This is a genomic window from Streptomyces sp. NPDC001822 (assembly GCF_042892135.1).
Lineage (GTDB): Bacteria > Actinomycetota > Actinomycetes > Streptomycetales > Streptomycetaceae > Streptomyces.
Genome location: NZ_JBIATW010000011.1, coordinates 194653 through 216162, shown reverse-complemented (window position 1 = coordinate 216162; position 21510 = coordinate 194653). Strand labels below are relative to the sequence as shown.

Genomic DNA, 21510 nt, shown 5'->3' with positions numbered 1-21510 from the left:
CCGCACCCCGGCCGCCGCTCCCCCGCCCCGACCCCCTCCGGCACCCATCACAGGACACCCACACATGTTCCGTACCGCCCTGCGCAATGTGCTCGCGCACAAGGCCAGGCTGCTGATGACCGTGCTCGCCGTCATGCTCGGCGTAGCCTTCGTCTCCGGCACCCTGGTCTTCACCGACACCCTCGGCAACGCCTTCCGCAACCAGTCGGCCAAGAACTACGACGACGTCGCCGTCGCGGTCTCCACCTACGCCGACGGGCGCGACGAGGACGCCCACGGCATCGACGACGCCACCATGGAGAAGATCCGGGCTCTGGACGGCGTCGCCTCCGCGACCGGGCGGGTCTCCGGCTTCGCCGGCGTCGCCGACCCGGACGGAAAGCTCATCGGCAACGGCTGGTCCAACACCGGCGCCAACTTCTCCCCCGGCAAGAACGGCAAGGACGGCGCGTACACCTTCACCGACGGCACGGGCCCGCTGAGGAACGGCCAGATCGCACTGGACCGGGAGACGGCGAACAAGGGCGAGTACCGCGTGGGCGACCCCGTGCGGGTGGCCACGAACGGCCCGGTGAAGGAGTTCACCCTCTCCGGCGTCTTCACCACCGAGGACGGCGCGGTCAACGCGGGCGGCAGCCTGGTGCTGTTCGACACCGCGACGGCCCAGACGCTCTACCTCAAGCCCGGTGTCTTCAAGGACGCCACCGTGACCGCCACGCCCGGCAGCTCCGACAAGGCGATCCTGGACGCGATCAAGCCGCTGCTCCCCGAGGACGCGACCGCGCAGACCGGCAGTGCCCTCGCCCACGAGGAGGCCGAGCACATCGAGGAGGGGCTCGCCGGCCTGAACGCCATGCTCCTGGCCTTCGCGGGCATCGCGCTGTTCGTCGGCGTCTTCCTCATCGCCAACACCTTCACCATGCTGGTCGCCCAGCGGACCCGTGAACTCGCCCTGATGCGTGCCATCGGCGCCTCCCGCCGTCAGATCAAGCGCTCGGTCCTGATCGAGGCGGCCGTCGTCGGCACTCTCGCCTCCGTCATCGGGTTCGTCCTCGGTGTCGGTCTCGCCACCGGGCTGCGCTCCGCGACGAGCCTCATCGGCGGCAAGATCCCGGCGGGTCCGCTCATCATCTCGCCCGTGGCGGTCGGTGCCGCCTTCGGCGTCGGCATCCTGATCACCGTGCTGGCGGCCTGGCTGCCCGCCCGCCGGGCCGCGAAGATCGCCCCGGTCGCGGCGATGAGCAGCGTGCACGCCGTCGCCACCACCAAGTCCCTGATCGTGCGGAACTCGATCGGCGCGGTCATCGCCCTGATCGGCGCGGCCGGGATCGTCGGCGGCGCCGCGACCGGCGGCGAGGACGGCCGCTATCTCGTCGCGGCCGGCGCCTTCCTGGCCCTCATCGGCATCATCGTGCTGATCCCGCTCCTCTCCCGCCCGGCCGTCGCCGCCGTGCGGCCCCTGCTGCGGAAGCTGTTCGGCGTGTCCGGGAAGCTGGCCGCGCAGAACGCGGTCCGCAACCCCCGCCGTACCGGGGCCACCGCCTCCGCGCTCGCCATCGGCCTGACCCTGGTCACCGGCATCTCAGTGCTCGGTGTGACACTCGGCCAGGCGGTCGACAAGATGACGACGGACAACATCAGGGCCGACTACATGGTCTCGATGGCCAGTGGCGACTCGCTCGACGAGTCGGCGCTCACCGCCCTGTCGAAGGCCGACGGCGTCACCGCCCTGTCACCTCAGCAGTCGGTGTACTTCCAGATCGACGGGGAGTTCCACTCCGCCTCGGGCGTCACCCCGGGCGACGTGGAGAAGGTCTTCTCGCTGAAGACGGTGTCCGGTTCGCTGAGCTCGCTGAAGGACGGCGAGGTCGCCGTCGGGTCGAAGACCGCCCGGTCGAACGGGTGGAAGACCGGCGACACCCTGCCGGTGACCTTCGACGACAAGAAGAAGGCCACGGTCAGGATCGGCGCCCTCTACGAGGAGAACGAGTTCCTCTCGCCCTTCGTGGTCCCGAAGGCGTTCGCCGACGAGCACAGCTCCACCTCCCGCCCCGACATCCGCGAGATCTGGATCAAGACGGACGGCGGAGCGAGCAAGGCCAACGAGCAGGCCGTAGTGAACGCGCTGGGCGACAACCCGGCGATGAGCGTCATGGACCAGCAGGACATCCGCGACACCTTCGGCGGCTTCGTGAACACCGCGCTTAACATCATGTACGGGCTGCTCGCCATGGCCCTCCTGATCGCGGTCCTCGGGGTCGTCAACACCCTCGCGATGTCGGTCTTCGAGCGGCAGCAGGAGATCGGGATGCTCCGCGCCATCGGTCTCGACCGGGGACGCGTGAAGCGGATGATCCGTCTGGAGGCCGTCGTCATCTCGGTCTTCGGCGCGGTGATCGGCGTCGGGCTCGGCGTCTTCCTCGGCTGGGCGATCGGCCGGACGCTGGCCGAGCAGATCCCCGGCTACGCCCTCGTGATCCCCTGGGACCGCATCGCCCTGTTCCTGGTGCTCGCCGGTCTGGTGGGTGTGCTGGCCTCCCTGTGGCCGGCCCGCAGCGGCGCGAGGCTCAACATGCTGACGGCGATCAAGACGGAGTAGGTGTGACGCGAGGAGGGCCGGTGTCCGCGATCGCGGGTACCGGCCCTCCTCGCGTTCCGGGGGTCAGCCGTGTCCGGGGTCGGCCGTTGGCGGGGTCAGCCGTTGGCGGATGCCGTCCAGTCGCGGGTCCGCAGCGGCAGGGCGGACCCGCCACCCTCCTCCGGGCGAACCGCGAGGATCTGGTTGACACCGATCTTGTTGCGCTCGAAGGACAGCGCGGAAGCGGCCATGTAGAGCCGCCACACCCTGGCCCGCCCGGGCGAGGTGGCCCGGACGGCCTCCTTCCAGTGCTTCTCCAGGTTGGCCACCCACTGGCGCAGCGTCAGTGCGTAGTGCTCACGGATCGCCTCGACGTCGCGGGCCTCGAAGCCGGCCTGCTCCAGGGTGTCGACCGTGCGCCCCACCGGGGCGAGTTCACCGTCGGGGAAGACGTAGGCGTCGATGAACTCGTCGATCCGGTACTCCGACTCGTCCTTCTCCGGACGGCGGGCGATCTGGTGGTTCAGCAGCCGGCCGCCGGGCACGAGGAGGGCGTAGAGGTCGTCGGCGTACTCCCGGAACCGGACCGAACCCACGTGCTCCGCCATGCCGATCGAGGAGATGGCGTCGTACGGACCGTCCCTGACGTCCCGGTAGTCCTGGACCCTGATCTCGATCAGGTCGGCGAGGCCCTCCTCCGCGATGCGCTTGCGGGCGAAGGCCGCCTGCTCGGTGGAGAGTGTCACGCCCGTGACCCGGGCGCCGTACTCCCGGGCCGCGTGGATGGCCATCGAACCCCAGCCGCAGCCGACGTCGAGGAGCCGGTCGCCCTTCTTGAGGGCCAGCTTGCGGCAGACGAGGTCGAGTTTGTCGCGCTGCGCCTCCTCCAGGGAGGCACCGTCCCGCCAGTAGGCGCAGGAGTACACCATGGACGGGCCGAGGACCATCGCGTAGAAGTCGTTGCCCACGTCGTAGTGGTGGCTGATCGCCCTCTTGTCGCGGCGTCTGGTGTGCAGCGCGCCGGAGCGGCGGCGGACCTCCTCGGCGGGCGGGGGCGGCGGCGGCCAGGGGCCGGCCAGCTGGACGAGGCCCCGTGCGAAGGCCCGCACCCCGGCGTCCCGGGCGGGGTGGACGCCGTCCTTCGCGTCCGCGCCGCGTTCCCAGAGCAGCGAGGCCACGGCGCCGAGGGCGGCGTACAGGTCCCCGTCGACGTCGATCTCACCGGCCACCCAGGCGCGGGCCAGGCCCAGTTCGCCCGGCTTCCAGAGGAGCCTCCGCAGGGCACGACGGTGGCGCAGGACGAACACGGGCGCGCCCGGCGGCCCGGATTCGCTGCCGTCCCAGGCCCGGATCCGGACGGGCAGGGGTTCTCCCAGCAACTCTTCGGCGAGAGCGGTCAGCCGCGATGCGGCATCGGCCATGGCGCACACCTCCGTGGTGGTGTTTCCGAACGTGCCTAAATTCGCATATACGCACCCGAACCGGGCCGCGACACCTCGGGGCCGCGGCGAGGTACACCGGCGTCAACGCCGCGTGGCCCCTACGCCATCCCTCCCCCGCGCAACGGAACGGCAAAATACCTGCACTTACCATCTACTTGCCCGGGGGGCCGGGCACGCCGAAGGGGCCGCCCGCACCACGGATGGCGGACGGCCCCTTCGGTTTCGTGCCGGGGTCAGGAGGCCTTGGCCTTCTCACCCTCAGACTTACTCTTGTCGCCGTCGGCCTTGGCGGCGACGGGCGCGGGGCTCGGCTTGGCGGCCTCGTAGAACTCCTCGCGGGGAGTCTCCATGGCGCCGAGCGAGACGACCTCGCGCTTCAGGAACATCGCCAGCGTCCAGTCGGCGAAGATCCGGATCTTGCGGTTCCAGGTCGGCATGGCCATGCCGTGGTAGCCGCGGTGCATGTACCAGGCGAGACGGCCCTTGACCTTGATCTTCACCTTGCCCATGACGATCATCGCGACGCCCTTGTGCAGGCCGAGTCCGGCGACCGCACCCTTGTTGGCGTGGCTGTACTCCTTCTGCGGGAAGCCCCGCATGCCGGAGATGACGTTGTCACCGAGGACCTTCGCCTGACGCAGCGCGTGCTGGGCGTTCGGCGGGCACCAGGCGTTCGGGTTGCCGGCGCGGCGGCCGACCATGTCCGGCACCTGGGCGTTGTCGCCCGCGGCCCAGATGTAGTCGGTGCCCTGCACCTGGAGCTTCTCCGAGGTGTCCACGTGACCACGCGGGCCGAGCGGCAGGCCGAAGCGGGCCAGCGCCGGGTTCGGCTTCACACCGGCCGTCCACACGATCGTGCTGGAGTCGACCTCCAGGCCGTTCTTCAGGACGACGTGGCCGTCGACGCAGGAGTCCATCGAGGTCGAGAGGTAGACCTCGACACCGCGGCTCTCCAGGTGCTCCTTGCCGTACGCGCCCAGCTTCGGGCCGACCTCGGGAAGGATCTTGTCGGCGGCGTCGACCAGGATGAAGCGCATGTCCTCGCGCTTCACGCTGGAGTAGTACTTGGCCGCGTCCCGGGCCATGTCCTCGACCTCGCCGATGGTCTCCGCGCCGGCGAAGCCGCCGCCCACGAAGACGAACGTCAGCGCCTTGCGGCGGACGTCCTCATCGGTCGTCGAGTCGGCCTTGTCCAGCTGCTCGAGGACGTGGTTGCGCAGCCCGATGGACTCCTCGATGCCCTTCATGCCGATGCCCTGCTCGGCGAGGCCGGGGATCGGGAAGGTGCGGGAGACCGCGCCCATCGCGATGACCAGGTAGTCGAAGGGCAGCTCGTAGGCCTCGCCGACGAGCGGCGCGACCGTGGCGACCTTGCGGTCCTGATCGATGGTCGTGACTCGGCCGGTGAGGACCTCGGCCTTGGGCAGCACGCGTCGCAGCGGGACGACGACATGCCGAGGCGAGATGCTGCCGGCAGCAGCTTCGGGGAGGAAGGGCTGGTACGTCATGTACGAGCGAGGGTCGACGACCGTGACGGTCGCCTCTCCATACCGCATCTTCTTCAGAATGCGACGAGCTGCGTACAGGCCTACGTACCCACCGCCTACAACGAGGATCCTGGGACGCTCCGTGGTGCTCATGCCATCGAGTATCCACCCCCCTCGGGAGGCATGCTCGTGAGCCCCTTCACAAGGTATGCGCGACCCTCTGCTACACTTCGCCGCCCACGTGACCCAGGTCATGGTCCACCTGGGGAACCAGGAATCGCGGGCGAACGTTGTTCACCGCTTGTGAGCTGGCCCTTGAGCCGCCGGAGCCGGGCGGACACCTGCCCCGGACACACCCCGGCCACACCTCCGCAACATCCCCGCCCGGCGCCTGCGGGTCCCTCCGAGCGGTCCGTACGGCCCCTCGGACGAAGAACTTCGCCCACCGGGGCCGAATTCCTTGTGAAGAAGTTCACGAACTTCGTCGCGGCACTGCGCGGAAGGCCTCCCCGGACGAGCCCGGAGACGCCTTCCGCAGCTCAGAGGTGCAGGCGGGAATGCGTATGAGCGGCATCTCACCGCACCCCCGGCGGCACGGTGATCACGCCGCCGACCAGGCGATCCCGTCCAGGATGTCGTGTTCGCTGACGACGACCTCAGCGGCACCGCTGCGTTCCATCACCGCGAGCAGCGCGAGCGCGCCCGAGGCGATCACGTCGACCCGGCCGGGATGCATCGCGGGGATCGCCGCGCGCTCCTCGTGCGTCGAGGCGAGCAGCCGTTCCGTGATCTCCCGGACCTGCGCGGCCGACACCCGGGAGTGGTGGATGGCCTCGGAGTCGTACTCCTCCAGGCCGAGGGCGATCGCCGCGACCGTGGTCACCGTCCCGGCCAGGCCCACGAGCGTCGCGGCCGAGGCGATCGGCACCGTCTCCTCGACCGTGTCCAGGGCGGCGTCGAGATCGGCCCGGATCGCCGCGACCCGGTCCGGCGTGGGCGGGTCCACGACGGCCCCGTCCACCACGAGATGACGTTCGGTCATACGCACGCAGCCGATGTCCACGGACCGGGCCGCGCGGACCTCGTCGTCACCGACCACGAACTCCGTGGAACCGCCGCCGATGTCCACCACGAGGTACGGCTTGTCCAGGTGGTCACTGCCCGTCAGTTCCTTCGTGGCGCCGTCGAAGGAGAGTTGCGCCTCCTGGTCACCGCTGATGACCTCGGGCTCGATGCCCAGGATGTCCAGGACGCCCCGGACGAACACGTCGCTGTTCTCCGCGTCGCGGGACGCGGACGTGGCGACGAAGCGGGTCCGCTCGGCGCCGAGCTCCTTGATCACGGCCGCGTACTCGCGGCACGCGTCGAAGGTGCGCTCCAGGGCTTCGGGGGCCAGCCGCCCGGTGCGGTCGACACCCTGCCCGAGCCGGACGATCCGCATGCGCCGGTCGAGCTCGGTGAACCGCCCGGTGGACGGCTCCACGTCGGCGACGAGCAGACGGATGGAGTTGGTACCGCAGTCGATGGCGGCAACGCGGGTCATGGGGCTCCTGTGGTTGGACGGGTACCGCGCGGGATCAGGACGCGCCGGCGTCGCCGCACGGCGTGACGCAGGGGCCCTTCGCCCACCACTCCGGCAGCATGGCGATCGCCTCGTCGCCCAGCGGGTTGACCCCGGGGCCGGCCGCCAGCGAGTGGCCGACCAGGACGTGCAGGCACTTCACGCGGTCGGGCATGCCGCCCGCGCTCGGGAAGCCCTCCAGGACCTCGATGGCGTCACGCCGGGCGAGGTAGTCCTCGTGGGCCGCGCGGTAGGCGGCGGCCAGCTCGGGGTCCTCCGCCAGGCGCGCGGTCATCTCCTTCATGACCCCGTTGGCCTCCAGCGTGCCGATCGCGGAGGCGGCACGCGGGCACGAGAGGTAGTACGTCGTCGGGAACGGCGTGCCGTCCTCCAGGCGGGGCTGGGTCTCGACCACGTCCGGATTGCCGCAGGGGCAGCGGTGCGCGATGGCGCGCAGACCGCGCGGCGGGCGGCCGAGCTGGAGCTCGAACGCGGCGATGTCCGCAGCGGTGGGCGTGGTGGATGGGGTCTGCGGAGGGGGCGTGTCCATGCCTGCCTTGAATGTCATCGGTCGGTCTGTATGTATCGGCGCGGGTGCGGGGCACGGTGCGTGCGCCCGGACCAGGGCCGCTGCGGGGGCGGGGTCATTCGCGGTCGGCGCTGTCGACGCCGTCCCAGAGGTTGGAGTGCCAGGGCCGCCCGGTCGCCCCCGGATCGCCGCGGCGCACCTCGCCCGCGTCGGGGTCGATCACCGTGAAGGCGGTCTCCCCCGGCACCACGTAGTGGAGGTGCTCGCGGGCCAGACGGCGGATGTACGCGTCGTCCTTGAGCCGCGCCTTCTCGTCGCGCAGCTCCTCGGTCCGCTGGCGCGCCTCCCTCGACAGCCTCTCCTGATCGGCGATCTGGTCGCGCTGGGAGATGTACTGCCGCATGGGGTACGCCAGGGCCACCACCAGGGAGCAGACGATCAGCGCCAGGAACGCCGCCCGCCCGGTGAGCCTGGAGCGGCGGGCCTGGCGGCGGTTCTGGGACCGGTAGACGCGGGCCGCCGTCTGCTCACCGAGCAGCCGCAGCCTGGTCGCGGTGGAGAACCGGTCGCGGTCCTTCCCGGCCATGTCTCACGCCTCCCGTTACGCACGTACGTCCCCGCACACGGTACGGGACCGGATGCGGGGACGGACGGAGGCTGGTGCTCCGGACTCGGGCCGTCAGCCCTCGAAGCGGAACCGCGGGAACGCCGAACGGCCCGCGTACACCGCGGCGTCGTCGAGGATCTCCTCGATGCGCAGCAGCTGGTTGTACTTGGCGACGCGGTCCGAACGGGCCGGGGCACCGGTCTTGATCTGGCCGCAGTTCACCGCGACCGCGAGGTCGGCGATGGTGACGTCCTCGGTCTCACCGGAGCGGTGCGACATCATGCACTTGAAGCCGTTGCGCTGGGCGAGCTCGACGGCGTCCAGGGTCTCGGTCAGCGAACCGATCTGGTTGACCTTGACGAGCAGGGCGTTGGCCGAGCCCTCCTCGATGCCCCGGGCCAGGCGCTCCGGGTTGGTCACGAAGAGGTCGTCGCCGACGATCTGCACCTTGGAGCCCAGCTTGTCGGTGATGACCTTCCAGCCGGCCCAGTCGTCCTCGTACAGCGGGTCCTCGATGGAGACCAGCGGGTACGCGGAGACGAGCTCCTCGTAGTACTCGGTCATCTCTGCGGCCGAGCGGGACTTGCCCTCGAACTCGTAGACGCCGTCCTTGTAGAACTCGGACGCGGCGACGTCGAGCGCGAGCGCGATGTCGCGGCCCGGGACGTAACCGGCCTCCTTGACGGCCTCCAGGATGAGGTCGAGGGCGGCGCGGTTGGACTCGAGGTTGGGGGCGAAGCCGCCCTCGTCGCCGAGACCGGTGGAGAGGCCCTTGGTCTTCAGGACCTTCTTCAGCGTGTGGTAGATCTCCGCGCCCCAGCGAAGGGCCTCGGAGAAGGACTCGGCGCCGATCGGCGCGATCATGAACTCCTGGATGTCCACGTTGGAGTCGGCGTGCGAGCCGCCGTTCAGGATGTTCATCATCGGAACGGGCAGCAGGTGCGCGTTCGGGCCGCCGAGGTAGCGGAACAGCGGGAGGTCGGAGGCCTCGGACGCGGCGTGCGCCACGGCCAGCGAGACACCGAGGATGGCGTTGGCGCCGAGGGAGCCCTTGTTCTCGGTGGCGTCCAGGTCGAACATCGCCTGGTCGATGAGGCGCTGCTCGGTGGCGTCGTAACCGACGAGCTCCGGGCCGATCTGCTCGATCACGGCGAGGACGGCCTTCTCGACGCCCTTGCCCTGGTAGCGGTTGGGGTCGCCGTCGCGAAGCTCAATGGCCTCGAACGCACCGGTGGAGGCGCCGGACGGAACAGCAGCACGTCCCGTGCTGCCGTCGTCGAGGCCAACCTCGACCTCGACCGTGGGGTTGCCCCGGGAGTCGAGGATTTCCCTGGCTACGACGACGTCGATGGACGGCACGAGGCATCTCCTTCTGGGATATGACACTGGATGTGCAGGGTCACTGTGGCCTTGCGCCACGAGCCTAACCGGCTCGGCCCGCTCCGTCGGCCGTCCGCCCGTCCCCTGGGACGAAAAAGGGCCCAAGGACCTGCATTACGGGCAAATCTCCAGATATTTACTGGTCAGTAACTACAACAGTTGAACGCTTCCCCCCGCAGGAGTCCCCACGGGCCCCGCCGAGGAGGCACCCGGGAACCCCGGGCACGGCCCGGCCCGGCGCGCAGGGGGGTGGGCGCGCCGGGCCGGGCCGTCGGGGCGGAGGAGGACCCCGTACCGCTCGTGACTACTTCAGGTGGAGCTGCTGGCCCGGGAAGATCAGGTCGGCCTTCTCGACGATGTCGTCGTTCAGCTTGAACAGCTTCTGCCAGCCGCCCTTGACCTTCTCCGCCTCGGCGATGCTGCTGAGGGTGTCGCCGGGCTTCACCTTGTACTCGCCGTCGCCCTTCTCGACCTTCTGGCCGGTCGGGGTGGTGACGGTCTCGCGCTTCTCGCTGCGCGAGACGGGCTGCTCGGCCTTGCGCTCCGGCTGCGCCTTCGTCTCGGCCTTCGGCGCGGAGCCGGTGTCCACACCCGGGTCCACACCGTCGTTGGTCAGGCCGCCGGCGCCGGCACAGGCCCAGGCGCCCGGGCCCTGCAGGTCGAGGAGCTTCTCGGCGACGGCGATCTGCTGGTCCTTGGTGGCCAGGTCGGCGCGGGCCGCGTACTGCGTACCACCGGCGGCCGCCCAGCTGGAGGCCGAGAACTGCAGGCCGCCGTAGTAGCCGTTGCCGGTGTTGATGGACCAGTTGCCACCGGACTCGCACTGGGCGACGGCGTCCCAGGTCGCGACGGAGGCGGCGGAAGCACCGGTCGCGCCCATCAGCGGCACGGCCACGGCCGCACCGGCGACGCCCGCCAGGGTGGCTATGCGGACGGCCTTGGACGGGCGGCGGTGCTTGCCCTTGCTGGAAAGCAGCATGGTTCTCCTCACCGACGCCTACGAGGTGAGCTGTCGGGTTCGGGCCTGTGAGTTGCCCGGCCGACCGCACTCGCGGACGACTTCACCCCCAGCCGGTCCTCAGCCGTCTTCCGACAGCCGGGCTCCGGCACTTACCTGGGTCCCCCGCTCCTGCCTACGGCGCTTTACGCGTCGTTCCCCCCGACCGACGGCAGGATTCGGCGTGACGGTCGAAGGTGCCCGCGGTGCGAGCGGCTCCGACCGTAATCACACACAACCCCTACATTCAAAAATGGGCATAGCGGTCAATCGTCGCGTTACCGCTCGGCCCGGCGATCCGTTCGCGCAGGTCGGAGCGGATATGGACAGACCGGGCGTACATGACACGCGAGTTGAAGCAAAGAGACCCATGTCTCACTTACACATAAGTGGACATAGGCCTCTGAACTACCCCTGATTTCGGGGTGTTTTCCCGCTTTTGATCAGTTGGCGGCCGGGGTCTCCGCCTGCGCCCCGCCCGCGTCCGCACCGAGGGCGAGGCCGAGGTCCAGACTCTGGCCGGGAAGGATCAGGTCGGGGTCGGAGCCGAGCTCGTCCTTGTTGGCCTCGTAGAGAGCGGGCCAGCCGCCGGGGAGCTCCTCCGTGTCGGCGATCGCCCAGAGGTTGTCGCCCTCCTGGACGGTGTAGGTCCCCTCCGCGCTCTGACGCCCCTCGGCGGCACCGCGCGAGGCGTGCCTGCCCGACTCGCGGCCCTCGGCCGCCGAGGAGGACGACTCCTCGGCCGTCTCGGGGGCGGGTGTGCCGCGGTGCTTCCCGGCCTTCGTCCCCTCCTGCTTCGAGGCTGCGGAGGTCTCGGACGCCTCGGGCGACGGCGTGGCGGAGGACGAAGCGCCGGACGCGTCCGCCTTCCCGCCCTTGCCCGTCGCGCCGCCGGACTTGGCCTTCCCTGCCTTGCCCTTCGCGTCCGCCTCGTCCGGCACCTCGGCGGAGGGGGTCGCGGACGGGGTCGCGGTGCCCGTCGCCTCGGCGGACGGCCCGTCGCCCGGGTCCACACCCGGCAGCGTTCCGTCGAGTGCGAGCCCGGAGATCACCGAGCAGCTGGGCCACGCCTGGGGGCCCTTGTCGTCCAGCACCTTCTCGGCGATGGCGATCTGCTGCGAGCGGCTCGCGAGGTCGGCTCGGGACGCGTACGCCGTGCCGCCGTAGGCCGACCAGGTGGCCTCGGAGAACTGCAGGCCTCCGTAGTAGCCGTTGCCGAGGTCGGCGCTCCATATGCCACCGCTCTCGCACTCGGCGACGCGGTCCCACGTCGAGGCGTCTGCGGCCTGTGCGCCGCCGGCGCCGAGCAGCGGGATGGCAATCGCCGATCCTGTGACGCCTGCGGCGACGACGATGGCGGGTGCCTGACGAGGGCGACGGTGTCTGCCGTTCGCGGAGCCCATGGGATTGCCTTCCGTGTGACTGACATGTGACGGGTGAGTCGAACGGTGAACCTAGCCGTACTCGAACGTGTGTCACAAGTCGATGCAGCGGAGATCACGTGAAAGTCACGGAGTTGACAGAATGTCACCTTCCGGCGCCGTATGGCCGGGAACGAACTCCACAGGGAGTGTGCGCAGTCCACGCATGATGAGTCCACCGCGCCATCGCAAATCGGCATGTTCGGCAGCGAGCCGCAGGTCAGGGAGCCGTTTCAGCAGGGTCGCCAGGGCGACCCGCCCCTCCAGACGGGCCAGCGGCGCACCCAGGCAGTAGTGGATGCCGTGCCCGTAACCGAGGTGCTGGTTGTCACTCCGAGCGAGATCCAGGGTGTCCGCATTCTGGAATCGCCCGGGGTCGCGGTCGGCCGCGGCGAGCACCACGAGGACGGGGTCGCCCGCCGCGATGACCTGTCCTCCCAGCGCCACGGGTTCGGTGGCGTAGCGCCATGTGGCGAGCTCCACCGGCCCGTCGTAGCGCAGCAGCTCCTCGACGCCCGTGGCGAGCAGTCCGGTCTCCCCCGCCTCCAGCGAGCGCTCCAGGCGCTCGCGCTGCGCCGGGTTGCGCAGCAGCGCGTAGATCCCGTTGCCGATCAGGTTGACGGTGGTCTCGAAACCGGCGAAGAGAAGGATGAAGGCCATCGCCGCGGCCTCGTTCTCGGTGAGGTGCTCACCGTGGTCACTGGCCTTGATCAGGCCGGAGATGAGATCGTCGCCGGGATTCTCCCTTTTGCGGTGGATGAGTTCGGCGAGGTAACCGCGCATCTTCTTGACCGACCTGGCCACCCCGCCCCGGGGGCCGCCACCGTGGCGGATCATCATGCCCGCCCAGTCCCGGAAGTCGTCCTGGTCCTCCCGGGGCACCCCCAGCAGGTCGCAGATCGCGTAGATGGGCAGCGGGAAGGCGAAGTCGTGGATGAGGTCCGCCTTCCCCTCCTCGATGAAGGCGTCGATGAGGGAGTCCGTCAGTTCCTGCACGCGCGGCGCGAACTCGGCGACCCGGCGCGGCGTGAACGCCTTGGACACGAGCCGGCGCAGCCGGGTGTGGTCCGGCGGATCGATGTTCAGCAGATGCGTCATCAGCTCCGCCTTGCGCTCACCCGGGATGCCCGTCTTCCCCTTGGCGTTCGCCGGCCCGGCGTGGTGGGCCGGGTTCTTGGAGAGCCGGGTGTCCGCGAGGGCCTGCCGGGCATCCGCGTACCGGGTCACCAGCCAGGCCTCCACTCCGCTCGGCAGCGCCGTGCGGTGCACGGGACTGTTCTCGCGCAGCCAGGCGTAGGCGGGGTACGGGTCGGTGGCGAACTCCCAGGTGAAGAGCTCGGGTCCGGCGTCGGGGCCGGAAGGGGTCGCGGGGCAGCCGTCACTCACTCCTGGACGCCGTCCGCCGCGCCGTCGAGCCCTTCGGCGGCCCTGATGGCGTCACGGTAGGCGCGCGCTGCGGCGCGCAGGGCGGCCTCCGGATCGACACCGTCGCGTTCCGCCCGCACGGCGAGGGCGAGCAGCTGGTAACCGATCCCGTCGCCCTCGGGGAGGCCGGCGTCGAGTCCCGCCGCGCGGACCCTGCTGCCCAGCTTGGCGGCGAGCGCCAGGCCGGGCTGACCGAGCGGCACGCCGTCGGTGACGGAGGCGCGCTGCTTCTCGATGGCCTTCGTGCGCAGCCAGTGGGCGCGGACGTCCTCCGGGGTCTCGGCGGTCTCGTCGCCGAACACGTGCGGATGGCGGTGGATCAGCTTCTCGACGATCGTCGCCGCGACGTCGTCGATCCCGAACGGCTCCTGGGCGTCCTCCTCGGCGATGCGGGCGTGGAAGACGACCTGGAGCAGCACGTCGCCGAGTTCCTCCCGCAGTTCCCCGCGGTCGCCGTCCTCGATGGCCTCGACCAGCTCGTACGCCTCCTCGATGGCGTACTTCGCCAGGCCCTCGTGGGTCTTCTGCGACGTCCACGGGCATGCGAGACGGATCCGGTCCATCACCTGGACCAGGTCCAGGAGCCGCGCCCCGGGCAGGTCGTACGAACCTGGCAGCAGCTCCAGGTCCGGCATCCGCACCCGGCCCGAGCCGCCCAGCCGGGCGAGCCCGTCCGTGAGGGCCTGATCGCCCTCGCCACCGACCATCACCACCACGGTCCGGCCGCCCGCGCAGTCGTCCACCAGCTCCCCGGCCGACGGCGAGGCGTGCTCGGCGGCGACCCCCGCCTCCCGCAGGTACGGCAGCTGCGGGTGGTCGGACTCGGGGCACAGCACCCGGTCGGCGGCCCGCAGCGTCTGCCAGGCGGGCCAGGACAGCAGACCGGGGGCGACCCGGTGGCTGGCGGTGAGCAGGACGATACGGCCGGGGTCTTCAGCGTTCACACCTCGAACCTACCCCCGGCCGGGGGCACCCCTCGTCCGGACCGGGTGTGAGACCCGCCCCGCCAGGACGAGGTGTCCCGGGGTCAGGCGCCCGCCGCGGGCTCCTGGCCCGGGAAGGTGGTGACCTGCTTGATCCACGCCGTCTTGTACGTGCTGAGCTGCACCTTCTTGTCGTCCCAACTGCCGTAGCGCGGGTTGACGTCGATGTGCAGCGCCTTCGACGCCTCGGTGAGCGCCTTGCTCACGGCCTGCTGGCCGGCCGGAGTCTGCAGGTCGGCGCCGAGCGCACGGGCCAGCTTCGGGAGCTGGACCTCCTTGCGCAGGTCCTCCTCGATCTGGCCGGGGGCGACCCAGCGCTGTTCCAGCATCACCGTACGCAGGCCCTCGTCCCCGCCGGACTGCGCCGCGGCCGCCGCGTGGATCTCCTGGACCTCCTTGCGGCTGACGGTCACCCCGGCGTCCTTCGCGGCCCGGTCCAGGACCCGCCCGAAGATGAGGCTGTGCAGCTTGGCCCGGTTCAGCTGCCCGGTCTTCTTGACCAGTTCCTCGGACTGTCCGGCGCTCTGCTGCGCCGTGCGCACGTCGGCCGCCTGCGCCTGGACGGTCGCCACGTCGATCCGGTCGCCGCCCACGACGGCCGCGGCACCCGGATGGGCCTCGCTGCCGCAGGCGGTCAGAAGGGGTGCCGCGAGGAGCGTTGCGGCGGAGAGGGCGAGCGCGGTACGACGGCGGCGGTGCAAAGGAGCCTCCCGGGGAGAGTTTGTGCATCAGTGCACAAAGCCTTGCGGTGATCGATGTTAGGCAGTGGACGTGATTCGGGCCACTGCTTCGACCAACGATTTCCGGACCGGTCAGTGTGGGGTCGGGGACGAAAACCCGCCCGCGTCGCCACGTCGGACGGCAGCGCGCCTCAGAACGACCCGCGCACGTCCTGATGGTGGGTGAGTTGCCGGCGGAGCTCCGTGGGCAGCGGGTGGTGCGGGCCGTAGGCACGCTCCGTGTCGTACAGCAGAGCCTGCAGCTGGGCGCGGCCCGCCGAGTGGTCCCCCATGCCGAGCAGCAGGTGGCCGATGCGCTGCCGGATGTCGAACGCCCGCCCGGGACCTGTGGAGTTGGCGTAGCCGTTCTCGTAGTACGGCAGGAGCGCCCGGTATTCGGCGAGAGCCGCCGCGGCCTCGCCCAGCTGCTCCAGGCACTGTGCCGCGTCGTAACGGAACTGGAGCGTCCCGGCGTCGCCGGGGCCGGCCTCCGCCATGCGGTCGTCGGCGAGGCGGCGCAGCTCGGGGAGGGCGCGGCGGTACTGCCCGTCGTCCATCAGCGTGGCGGCGTACTGCTTGCGCAGGATCCGCACGACCGGGGAGTGCTCGCCGTGTTCCGCCGCGGCGGCGGGCAGGATGCCGCCGAGGATGTCGACGGCCTGGGTGATCCGGCCCTCGCCGAGGAGCCGCTTCACCTCGTCGACGGCCTGCGCGACGTCCGGCCGCGAGGGTGGCTCGAAGGTCGTGGGGGGCGCCTGCTGCGCGGGGACGGGGGCCGGGGCCGGGGTGGCCGCCCGGTCGGGCCAGGGCGCGTGCGGGCGGAGGAACGGGCGGGTCGGGTCGAGCGGCCCCGAGGGCTGCCCGCCCGAGGGCAGCAGGGGCCGCAGGGACTCGTAGACCTCCTGGGCGGAGGCGGGGCGGTGCTGCGGGTCCTTGGAGAGCAGCCGCAGGACGAGGGCTTCCAGTGCCTCGGGGACCTCGGGCCTGAGCCGGCGGACCGGGAGCGGCGGCTCGTAGAGATGGCGGTGGAGCACCCCGAGGGCGGTGGAACCGGCGAACGGCACGTCACCGCTGAGGAGTTCGTGGAGGAGGGCCCCGAGGGCGTACAGGTCGGTGTACGGGCCGACGGCGCCGCCCATCGCCTGCTCGGGGGCCATGTAGGCCGGGGAGCCGATGGGTGAACCCGTGTGCGTGAGGCGGGTGGTGTCGGTGTCCATGACGGAGGCGATGCCGAGGTCGAGCACCGTGAGGGTGCCGTCGGGCTTGATCATGGCGTTCCGCGGCTTCAGGTCGCGGTGCACGATCGGGACCGCGTGCACGGCCGAGAGCACCGCGCAGAGCTGGGCCGCGACGGCGACCGCCCAGGTCCACGGGTAGGGGTCGTGCTCGGCGAGGTGGTCGGCGAGGTCGGCCCCCTCGACGTACTGCATGACGAGGTAGAGGTCGTCGCCGTCGCTCCCCGCGTCGTGGACGGTGACGAGACCCGGGTGGTCGACCTGCGCGGTGACCCGGCACTCGCGGACGAACCTGCGCCGCAGGTCGTCTGCGGCCTCACTGTCGGAGGGACCCGCGACCCGGTCGGGGCGCAGCAGTTTCACCGCGACCCTGCGGTCGAGCCGCTGGTCGTACGCCGTCCACACCTGGCCCATGCCGCCCTGGCCGAGAATGGTCGCCAGCTCGTAACGGCCCGCGATGACACGGCCGTTCACCTGCCGTCACCCTCCTTGCGGAGGTAGTCGCTGAGCTCGTCGAGCTCGGCGCGCACCTGGTCGAGGCGCGGAGGGGTGGCGAGCCTCGGCGGATCCGCCAGGGGCGGCGGAACGGCGGAGGACCGCTGCTGGGCGGGCGGGCGTACGGAGTCGGCCGGGGGCGGCGGGTAGCCGTACCCGGGGGTGGGCCTGGCGGGCGGGACGGCGGGGACGTGCGGCACGCCGTGGGCCGCGTACGGCGCCGGGCCGCCGGGGATCGCCTGCTGGGGGCCGTAGTGCCGGATCTCCGCGTAGAGGTAGTAGGTGATCGTGCCGATCACGGTGCAGAGCAGCCAGCCGAGGAACACGAGCGCCTGCGCATCCGTCAGTTCCTCCTCGCTGTCGGGCGTGGAGACGATGTACGCGAACATGCCCGCGTTGAGCGCGATGACCACCGCCATCAGCGTCCAGTCCAGCCCCTTGCGGGTGACGGTGGCCAGCCGCAGCAGCGCTGCCCAGGACAGGAACCCGCAGCTCATGAGCGTGAGTGCCACGAAGAGCACGCGCAGCGCGGTCAGCGTCGCCGAGGACGGCCGCCGCTTGGGTAGCTGCGGCGGCGGATAGCCGTAGCCGTGCATGTGCTGCTCCCGGGAGGGTCTGAGTCGGACGTTGCTGCGAGCGTATACACCGACACGGACAACCGGTCCCGGGTTGTGCACAACCGTTGTGCTTCAGGTCACTTCGGGGCCACCGTCCCGTCCGTGAGCCCGTCGTACATCCCCTGGACCAGCTGCCCGCCGAGCCGTCCCGCCGTGCGCAGCGCCTCCTCGAAGGCGGCCAGGGCGCTGAACTGCGCGCCGTACTTACGCTGTTCGTCCAGCGGAAGGCGCGGTACCTGGAGGCGGCGGGCGTCGAGCCGCGTCGCCGTGGAGGCGTAGCTGCTGGCCTGCCGGTTGTTGGCGGTCCCGCGCAGGAAGCCGGCGAGGAACCAGGGGTCCAGGGCGGCCGGATCGGGGCGCAGCAGCTGGAGGTTGCGGCCGAGCGCGGCCCCCGCAGTGGCGTCGTCGACGACCCGGGCCACCGCGCCGCCGCCGAGCACGGGCACCACCACGTCGCCCGTCTCCAGCAGCACCGGCTCGTCCTGGGGGCTGCTCGCGGGGGCCGTGGGCGTCCCGCTGGGGGCCGTGCCGGCGAGGACGTCGTGCTCGGTGAGGACCGCCACCCGGCCGGTCGCCGCGCCCGTGCCCGTGCGCAGGTGCAGGGCGCCGGCGCGGGCCAGTTCGCCGACCGTGGTGTGAGGCCGCCTGGCGGCCTCGCCGGGCACAGCGGGGGCCGGGGCGAGCCGGGAGACCAGTTTCAGGGTGTCCTGCAGGCGCTCCCGTACGGCCGCCAGCTCCGCCGCGCCGCCGCCGGACGCCGCGGGCGGGAGGTGACGGGCGGGGGTCAGGTCGACGTCGTCGTCGAGCAGTTCGATGACGGGGACGGCGCGGCTCGCCCCCGGGCGCCCCTCGAAGGCCCCCCGGCGGCCGGCCGCGTCGAAGCGCTTCCAGGCGTCGTGGACCTCCGCGCGCAGTGCGGGCCAGTCGAGCCGGTCGCGGCCCGACGCGGCGCCCGGCGCCTCGGGGTCGGCGGTGTCCACGACCAGCAGTTCGGGCGCGGGCCTCGACTCGGCACCCGGCTTGCGGAGCACCCAGAGATGAAGGGGGATGCCGTACGGGGGCGCGGCTCCGGCCGGGAGGGCGATGACGGCGCGCAGCGCTCCGCGGCGCAGCAGGTCGGCGCGGATGCGGCGGCCCGAGCGGCGGGACGCGGAGGCGGGGGGCATCAGCAGCACGGCGGTGCCGCCCTCGCGGAGACGGGCGAGTGCGTGCTGCACCCAGGCGAGTTCCGACTCGGTGCGGGCCGGGAACCCGTACTCCCAGCGCGGGTCGTAGGCGAGCTCGTCATGGCCCCAGTTGCGTTCGTTGAACGGCGGGTGGCAGAGCACGGCGTCCACCGTCAGCCGCGCGAACGCGTCCGTACGCAGGGTGTCGCCGGTCCGCACCTCGATGGCGGGCTCACCGGCCCCGCTCGTCGGTGCCTGGAGAGCGAGCCGGAGCGCGGTGAGCGCCGCGAGGTCGGCGTCCGCCTCCTGCGCGTACAGCGCCGTGGGCCGGCCGACCGCGCGCAGCAGGGCGCCGGTTCCGGCAGCGGGGTCGAGGACCGTGCGCGTGACCCGCTTCCCGCCGTGCGGCTTCTCCGCTTCGGCGAGGGAGGCCATGAGGTCGGCGAGCCCCGGGGGCGTGAGCGTGTACTGACGCGGGTTGGCGTCGAGCTGGCGGCCGAAGAGGAAGTCGAAGGCCTGCCGTACGCCGGTCTCCGCGGCCAGCTCGGCGACGCCGCGCAGGAGCGGGACGGACGGCAGAAGCGCGGAGGCCGTGGGCGTGGGCACGACGTGACCCGGCCCGAAACGGTCGGCCAGCACCCGGTCCAGGGCGTCCGGGAGCACTCCCGCCATACGGGCGTCCGAGACCGCGGTGATCTCCAGCCACGCGGTGGGCCTGTCCCGGACCAGGATCAGGGCACTGCCGGCGTGGACGAGAGCGGTGACGGCGCCGCCGGGGTGCCCGGCCAGCTGCTGCCAGACCTTTTCGCGCAGCGGGACCCGGGCGAGTTTGCCCTGGTCCCGCAGCCACTGCTCGACCTGGTGAAGGGCGAACGAAGGACTCGCCTCGGTGCCACCGACAGGCTTCGGGAAGTCGTCGTGACGGCGGCGCCAGTTGCTGACGGCGGCGCGGCCCACACCCGCGAGCCGGGCGATTCCGGCCGCGGTCACCTCTGTCGAGCTCTCCGGCACTGGCCTGTCTCCCGTTCCACGCACGTCGGTGTCGCCCGTTGTGGGTGAGCATACCGATCACACGCACACAGCGGTTCACGCATGAGACGACTCGAAACAATGGATCACGTGTTGACCCGGTTCACAGGCTCTGCTCTTATTGACCCATCGCACAACGGGGCGGCGCTTCTCGCCGCTCACATCCCCGTCATTCGCCGAAGGGCACACCCATGTCTCAGTACACGCAGTCGCCTCAGCCCCAGCAGCCGTACGCCCCCGCCCAGGCTCCCGGCACGCGGCCCGCCCGCAACGGGCTCGGTGTCGCCGCCCTCGTCCTCGGCATCATCGGGACGGTCTCCGGTCTGGTGCCGCTGCTCTTCTGGCTGGCGGGCATCCTCGGAGTCATCGCCCTGATCCTGGGCCTCGCGGCACGGGGCCGCGCCAAGCGCGGGGAGGCGACCAACAAGGGCGTGGCGACGTTCGGCGCGGTGCTCGGCCTGGTCTCGCTCATCCTGTCGGTGGTCGGAGGCGTCCTGACGTTCAAGGCCGTGGACGACGTGGTGAAGGACATCAACAAGGAGGTGTCGGGGAGCGCGGCCTCCGCGAAGCCGGGGACGGCCACGGGTGGCACGGGTGGCGCGGAGAAGGACACCGCCGAGGAGAAGGCCGTGAGCCTGGACGAAGCGGACACGGCCGTGTACGACGACGGCCTGGAGGTCACGGTCGGACCCGCGAACGCCTACACGCCGGACGCGATCGCAGCCGGACACACCAAGGGCAACAGCGCGTACAAGGTGACCGTCGTCCTGGAGAACAAGGGCAAGGAGAAGTTCGACGCGAGTCTGGCCACCGTGGACGCCCGCGCCGGCAAGGACGGCGTCAACGCCGAGCAGATCTTCGACGGCAAGGTCGGCAAGGGCTTCAGCGGAACGGTCCTCCCGGGCAAGAAGATCACCGCACAGTTCGCCTTCGACGCACCGGCGGACGCGAAGAACCTCACCGTCGAGGTCAGCCCGGGCCTCGAATGGGACGCCGACCAGTGGGACCTGAAGCTCTGACACACCGTGGGCCGCGCACGACGGCCCACGCACGACGGCGCACGGTCCACGGCTCCACGAGGCAGGCAGGCGCCCGGAGATGCGGGCGCCTCCCCGGGGGAGGGCACCATGCCTCTTCCGGAGCACGACACCAGGCCGCGGCAGCAGGTCGGCAGGTCCAACCTCAGGAGAGCAGGAAAGACGTTGTCGCTTACCAGGGAGACAGTGGTCGCGCAGCTGGGCGACAAGGCGTCGGCCAAGCGCCGTTCCGCCGCGAGGCGACTGGGCAGGTCGCCGGACGTGACGGCCGGCCCGGCGCTGCTCGACGCGCTCCGCCGCGAGACCGGCGACCCCCGCACCTGGGAAACGCAGTACGAGATGGTCATGGCCCTCGGGGCGTGCGCCTACGGGCCCGCCGTCGGATTCCTGTCGGAACTGGCCCGGCGGCCCACCGAACACACCGCACTCCACGTGGCCGTCGGCGATGCGCTCCTCCGGCTGCGCGGCCCTGGAGAAGGCGCCGCCGCACTGGAATGGTGCCTGGGACACCGGAACCCCGCGCTTGCCGACGGTGCCCTTCGGGCCGTCGCCGCCCTCGCACCGCCCCTGGACGCCACGACCGTCGACCGGGTCCTGGACTTCCTCGACCCGCTCGATCGGTTCGACGGCCTGCGCTACTGGGCCGCGGTCGCCGCACGGGACTGGCCCGGTGACCGGGTCCGCGCGTTCCTCGACTCGTGCGCGGCAGGCCCCAGGGCGGACGTGGCCGACGCCGCGGCCGCCGCCCTGGAGCGCCGGCGACGATGACCCTCGGGCGACCGCGTGAACGGGTCCCCGGCCG

The 21510-nt window shown here is 71.4% G+C and carries 17 protein-coding genes and 1 riboswitch; of the genes, 3 read left to right on the top strand and 14 right to left on the bottom strand.

Going from position 1 to position 21510, the window contains the following annotated elements; all coding sequences use genetic code 11:
* Positions 1-64 precede the first annotated feature (64 nt).
* A complete protein-coding gene (locus ACFYY2_RS24855) occupies positions 65-2599 on the top strand; it encodes an ABC transporter permease (RefSeq protein WP_388746473.1) in 2535 nt (844 codons plus the stop codon).
* 95 nt (positions 2600-2694) lie between these two features.
* Here the strand turns inward: ACFYY2_RS24855 and ACFYY2_RS24850 are convergent, their stop codons facing one another.
* The 14 genes from ACFYY2_RS24850 to ACFYY2_RS24785 form a co-directional block, all read right to left on the bottom strand.
* Entirely contained in the window at positions 2695-3999 is a 1305-nt protein-coding gene (locus tag ACFYY2_RS24850; RefSeq protein ID WP_388746471.1) for a class I SAM-dependent methyltransferase, read from the bottom strand.
* Between the two features lie 254 nt (positions 4000-4253).
* A complete protein-coding gene (locus tag ACFYY2_RS24845; RefSeq protein WP_388746469.1) occupies positions 4254-5660 on the bottom strand; it encodes an NAD(P)/FAD-dependent oxidoreductase in 1407 nt (468 codons plus the stop codon).
* 448 nt (positions 5661-6108) lie between these two features.
* Positions 6109-7050: an exopolyphosphatase gene (locus tag ACFYY2_RS24840; protein ID WP_388746468.1), complete on the bottom strand. Its 942-nt coding sequence runs from the start codon at positions 7048-7050 to the stop codon at positions 6109-6111.
* Between the two features lie 34 nt (positions 7051-7084).
* Positions 7085-7618 carry a DUF501 domain-containing protein gene (locus tag ACFYY2_RS24835; protein ID WP_388746606.1) on the bottom strand — a complete coding sequence of 178 codons (534 nt, stop codon included), beginning with the start codon at positions 7616-7618 and terminating at the stop codon, positions 7085-7087.
* Between the two features lie 94 nt (positions 7619-7712).
* A complete protein-coding gene (locus ACFYY2_RS24830; RefSeq protein ID WP_388746466.1) occupies positions 7713-8183 on the bottom strand; it encodes a septum formation initiator family protein in 471 nt (156 codons plus the stop codon).
* Positions 8184-8276: 93 nt separating this feature from the next.
* Positions 8277-9563, bottom strand: coding sequence for a phosphopyruvate hydratase (gene eno, locus ACFYY2_RS24825; protein ID WP_014155837.1), 1287 nt, complete (start codon positions 9561-9563; stop codon positions 8277-8279).
* Positions 9564-9888: 325 nt separating this feature from the next.
* The gene (locus ACFYY2_RS24820) at positions 9889-10563 is read right to left on the bottom strand and encodes a transglycosylase family protein (protein ID WP_388746463.1); all 675 of its coding nucleotides are present in this window, start codon (positions 10561-10563) and stop codon (positions 9889-9891) included.
* A riboswitch (cyclic di-AMP (ydaO/yuaA leader) is annotated at positions 10564-10735 on the bottom strand.
* Between the two features lie 289 nt (positions 10736-11024).
* The gene (locus tag ACFYY2_RS24815) at positions 11025-11984 is read right to left on the bottom strand and encodes a transglycosylase family protein (RefSeq protein ID WP_388746461.1); all 960 of its coding nucleotides are present in this window, start codon (positions 11982-11984) and stop codon (positions 11025-11027) included.
* Between the two features lie 105 nt (positions 11985-12089).
* Entirely contained in the window at positions 12090-13388 is a 1299-nt protein-coding gene (locus tag ACFYY2_RS24810; protein WP_388746459.1) for a cytochrome P450, read from the bottom strand.
* Positions 13385-14371 carry a nucleoside triphosphate pyrophosphohydrolase gene (locus ACFYY2_RS24805; RefSeq protein ID WP_388746457.1) on the bottom strand — a complete coding sequence of 329 codons (987 nt, stop codon included), beginning with the start codon at positions 14369-14371 and terminating at the stop codon, positions 13385-13387. Before ACFYY2_RS24805 ends, ACFYY2_RS24810 begins: the two co-directional genes overlap by 4 nt.
* 83 nt (positions 14372-14454) lie before the next feature.
* Positions 14455-15111, bottom strand: a complete 657-nt coding sequence (locus ACFYY2_RS24800) for a SurA N-terminal domain-containing protein (RefSeq protein WP_388746455.1) — start codon at positions 15109-15111, stop codon at positions 14455-14457.
* Between the two features lie 170 nt (positions 15112-15281).
* Complete coding sequence (locus ACFYY2_RS24795; protein ID WP_388746453.1) at positions 15282-16838, bottom strand: serine/threonine-protein kinase; 1557 nt, start codon at positions 16836-16838, stop codon at positions 15282-15284.
* On the bottom strand, positions 16835-17455 hold the full coding sequence (locus ACFYY2_RS24790; protein ID WP_388746451.1) for a hypothetical protein: 621 nt from the start codon (positions 17453-17455) through the stop codon (positions 16835-16837). Before ACFYY2_RS24790 ends, ACFYY2_RS24795 begins: the two co-directional genes overlap by 4 nt.
* Positions 17456-17553: 98 nt before the next feature.
* Positions 17554-19653 (bottom strand): N-6 DNA methylase, encoded by a 2100-nt coding sequence (locus tag ACFYY2_RS24785; protein ID WP_388746449.1) that lies wholly within the window; start codon positions 19651-19653, stop codon positions 17554-17556.
* 209 nt (positions 19654-19862) lie between these two features.
* Here ACFYY2_RS24785 and ACFYY2_RS24780 point away from each other — a divergent pair, with 209 nt between their 5' ends.
* Both ACFYY2_RS24780 and ACFYY2_RS24775 read left to right on the top strand, forming a co-directional pair.
* On the top strand, positions 19863-20690 hold the full coding sequence (locus tag ACFYY2_RS24780; RefSeq protein WP_388746447.1) for a DUF4190 domain-containing protein: 828 nt from the start codon (positions 19863-19865) through the stop codon (positions 20688-20690).
* 108 nt (positions 20691-20798) lie between these two features.
* On the top strand, positions 20799-21476 hold the full coding sequence (locus ACFYY2_RS24775; RefSeq protein ID WP_388746445.1) for a HEAT repeat domain-containing protein: 678 nt from the start codon (positions 20799-20801) through the stop codon (positions 21474-21476).
* Positions 21477-21510: the final 34 nt, after the last annotated feature.

Excerpts from the sequence above, each read along its gene's own strand:
- ACFYY2_RS24855 (WP_388746473.1), top strand. The coding sequence starts at position 65 with ATGTTCCGTACCGCCCTGCGCAATGTGCTCGCGCACAAGGCCAGGCTG.
- ACFYY2_RS24850 (WP_388746471.1), bottom strand. The coding sequence starts at position 3,999 with ATGGCCGATGCCGCATCGCGGCTGACCGCTCTCGCCGAAGAGTTGCTG.
- ACFYY2_RS24845 (WP_388746469.1), bottom strand. The coding sequence starts at position 5,660 with ATGAGCACCACGGAGCGTCCCAGGATCCTCGTTGTAGGCGGTGGGTAC.
- ACFYY2_RS24840 (WP_388746468.1), bottom strand. The coding sequence starts at position 7,050 with ATGACCCGCGTTGCCGCCATCGACTGCGGTACCAACTCCATCCGTCTG.
- ACFYY2_RS24835 (WP_388746606.1), bottom strand. The coding sequence starts at position 7,618 with ATGGACACGCCCCCTCCGCAGACCCCATCCACCACGCCCACCGCTGCG.
- ACFYY2_RS24830 (WP_388746466.1), bottom strand. The coding sequence starts at position 8,183 with ATGGCCGGGAAGGACCGCGACCGGTTCTCCACCGCGACCAGGCTGCGG.
- ACFYY2_RS24820 (WP_388746463.1), bottom strand. The coding sequence starts at position 10,563 with ATGCTGCTTTCCAGCAAGGGCAAGCACCGCCGCCCGTCCAAGGCCGTC.
- ACFYY2_RS24815 (WP_388746461.1), bottom strand. The coding sequence starts at position 11,984 with ATGGGCTCCGCGAACGGCAGACACCGTCGCCCTCGTCAGGCACCCGCC.
- ACFYY2_RS24790 (WP_388746451.1), bottom strand. The coding sequence starts at position 17,455 with ATGCACGGCTACGGCTATCCGCCGCCGCAGCTACCCAAGCGGCGGCCG.
- ACFYY2_RS24780 (WP_388746447.1), top strand. The coding sequence starts at position 19,863 with ATGTCTCAGTACACGCAGTCGCCTCAGCCCCAGCAGCCGTACGCCCCC.
- ACFYY2_RS24775 (WP_388746445.1), top strand. The coding sequence starts at position 20,799 with ATGCCTCTTCCGGAGCACGACACCAGGCCGCGGCAGCAGGTCGGCAGG.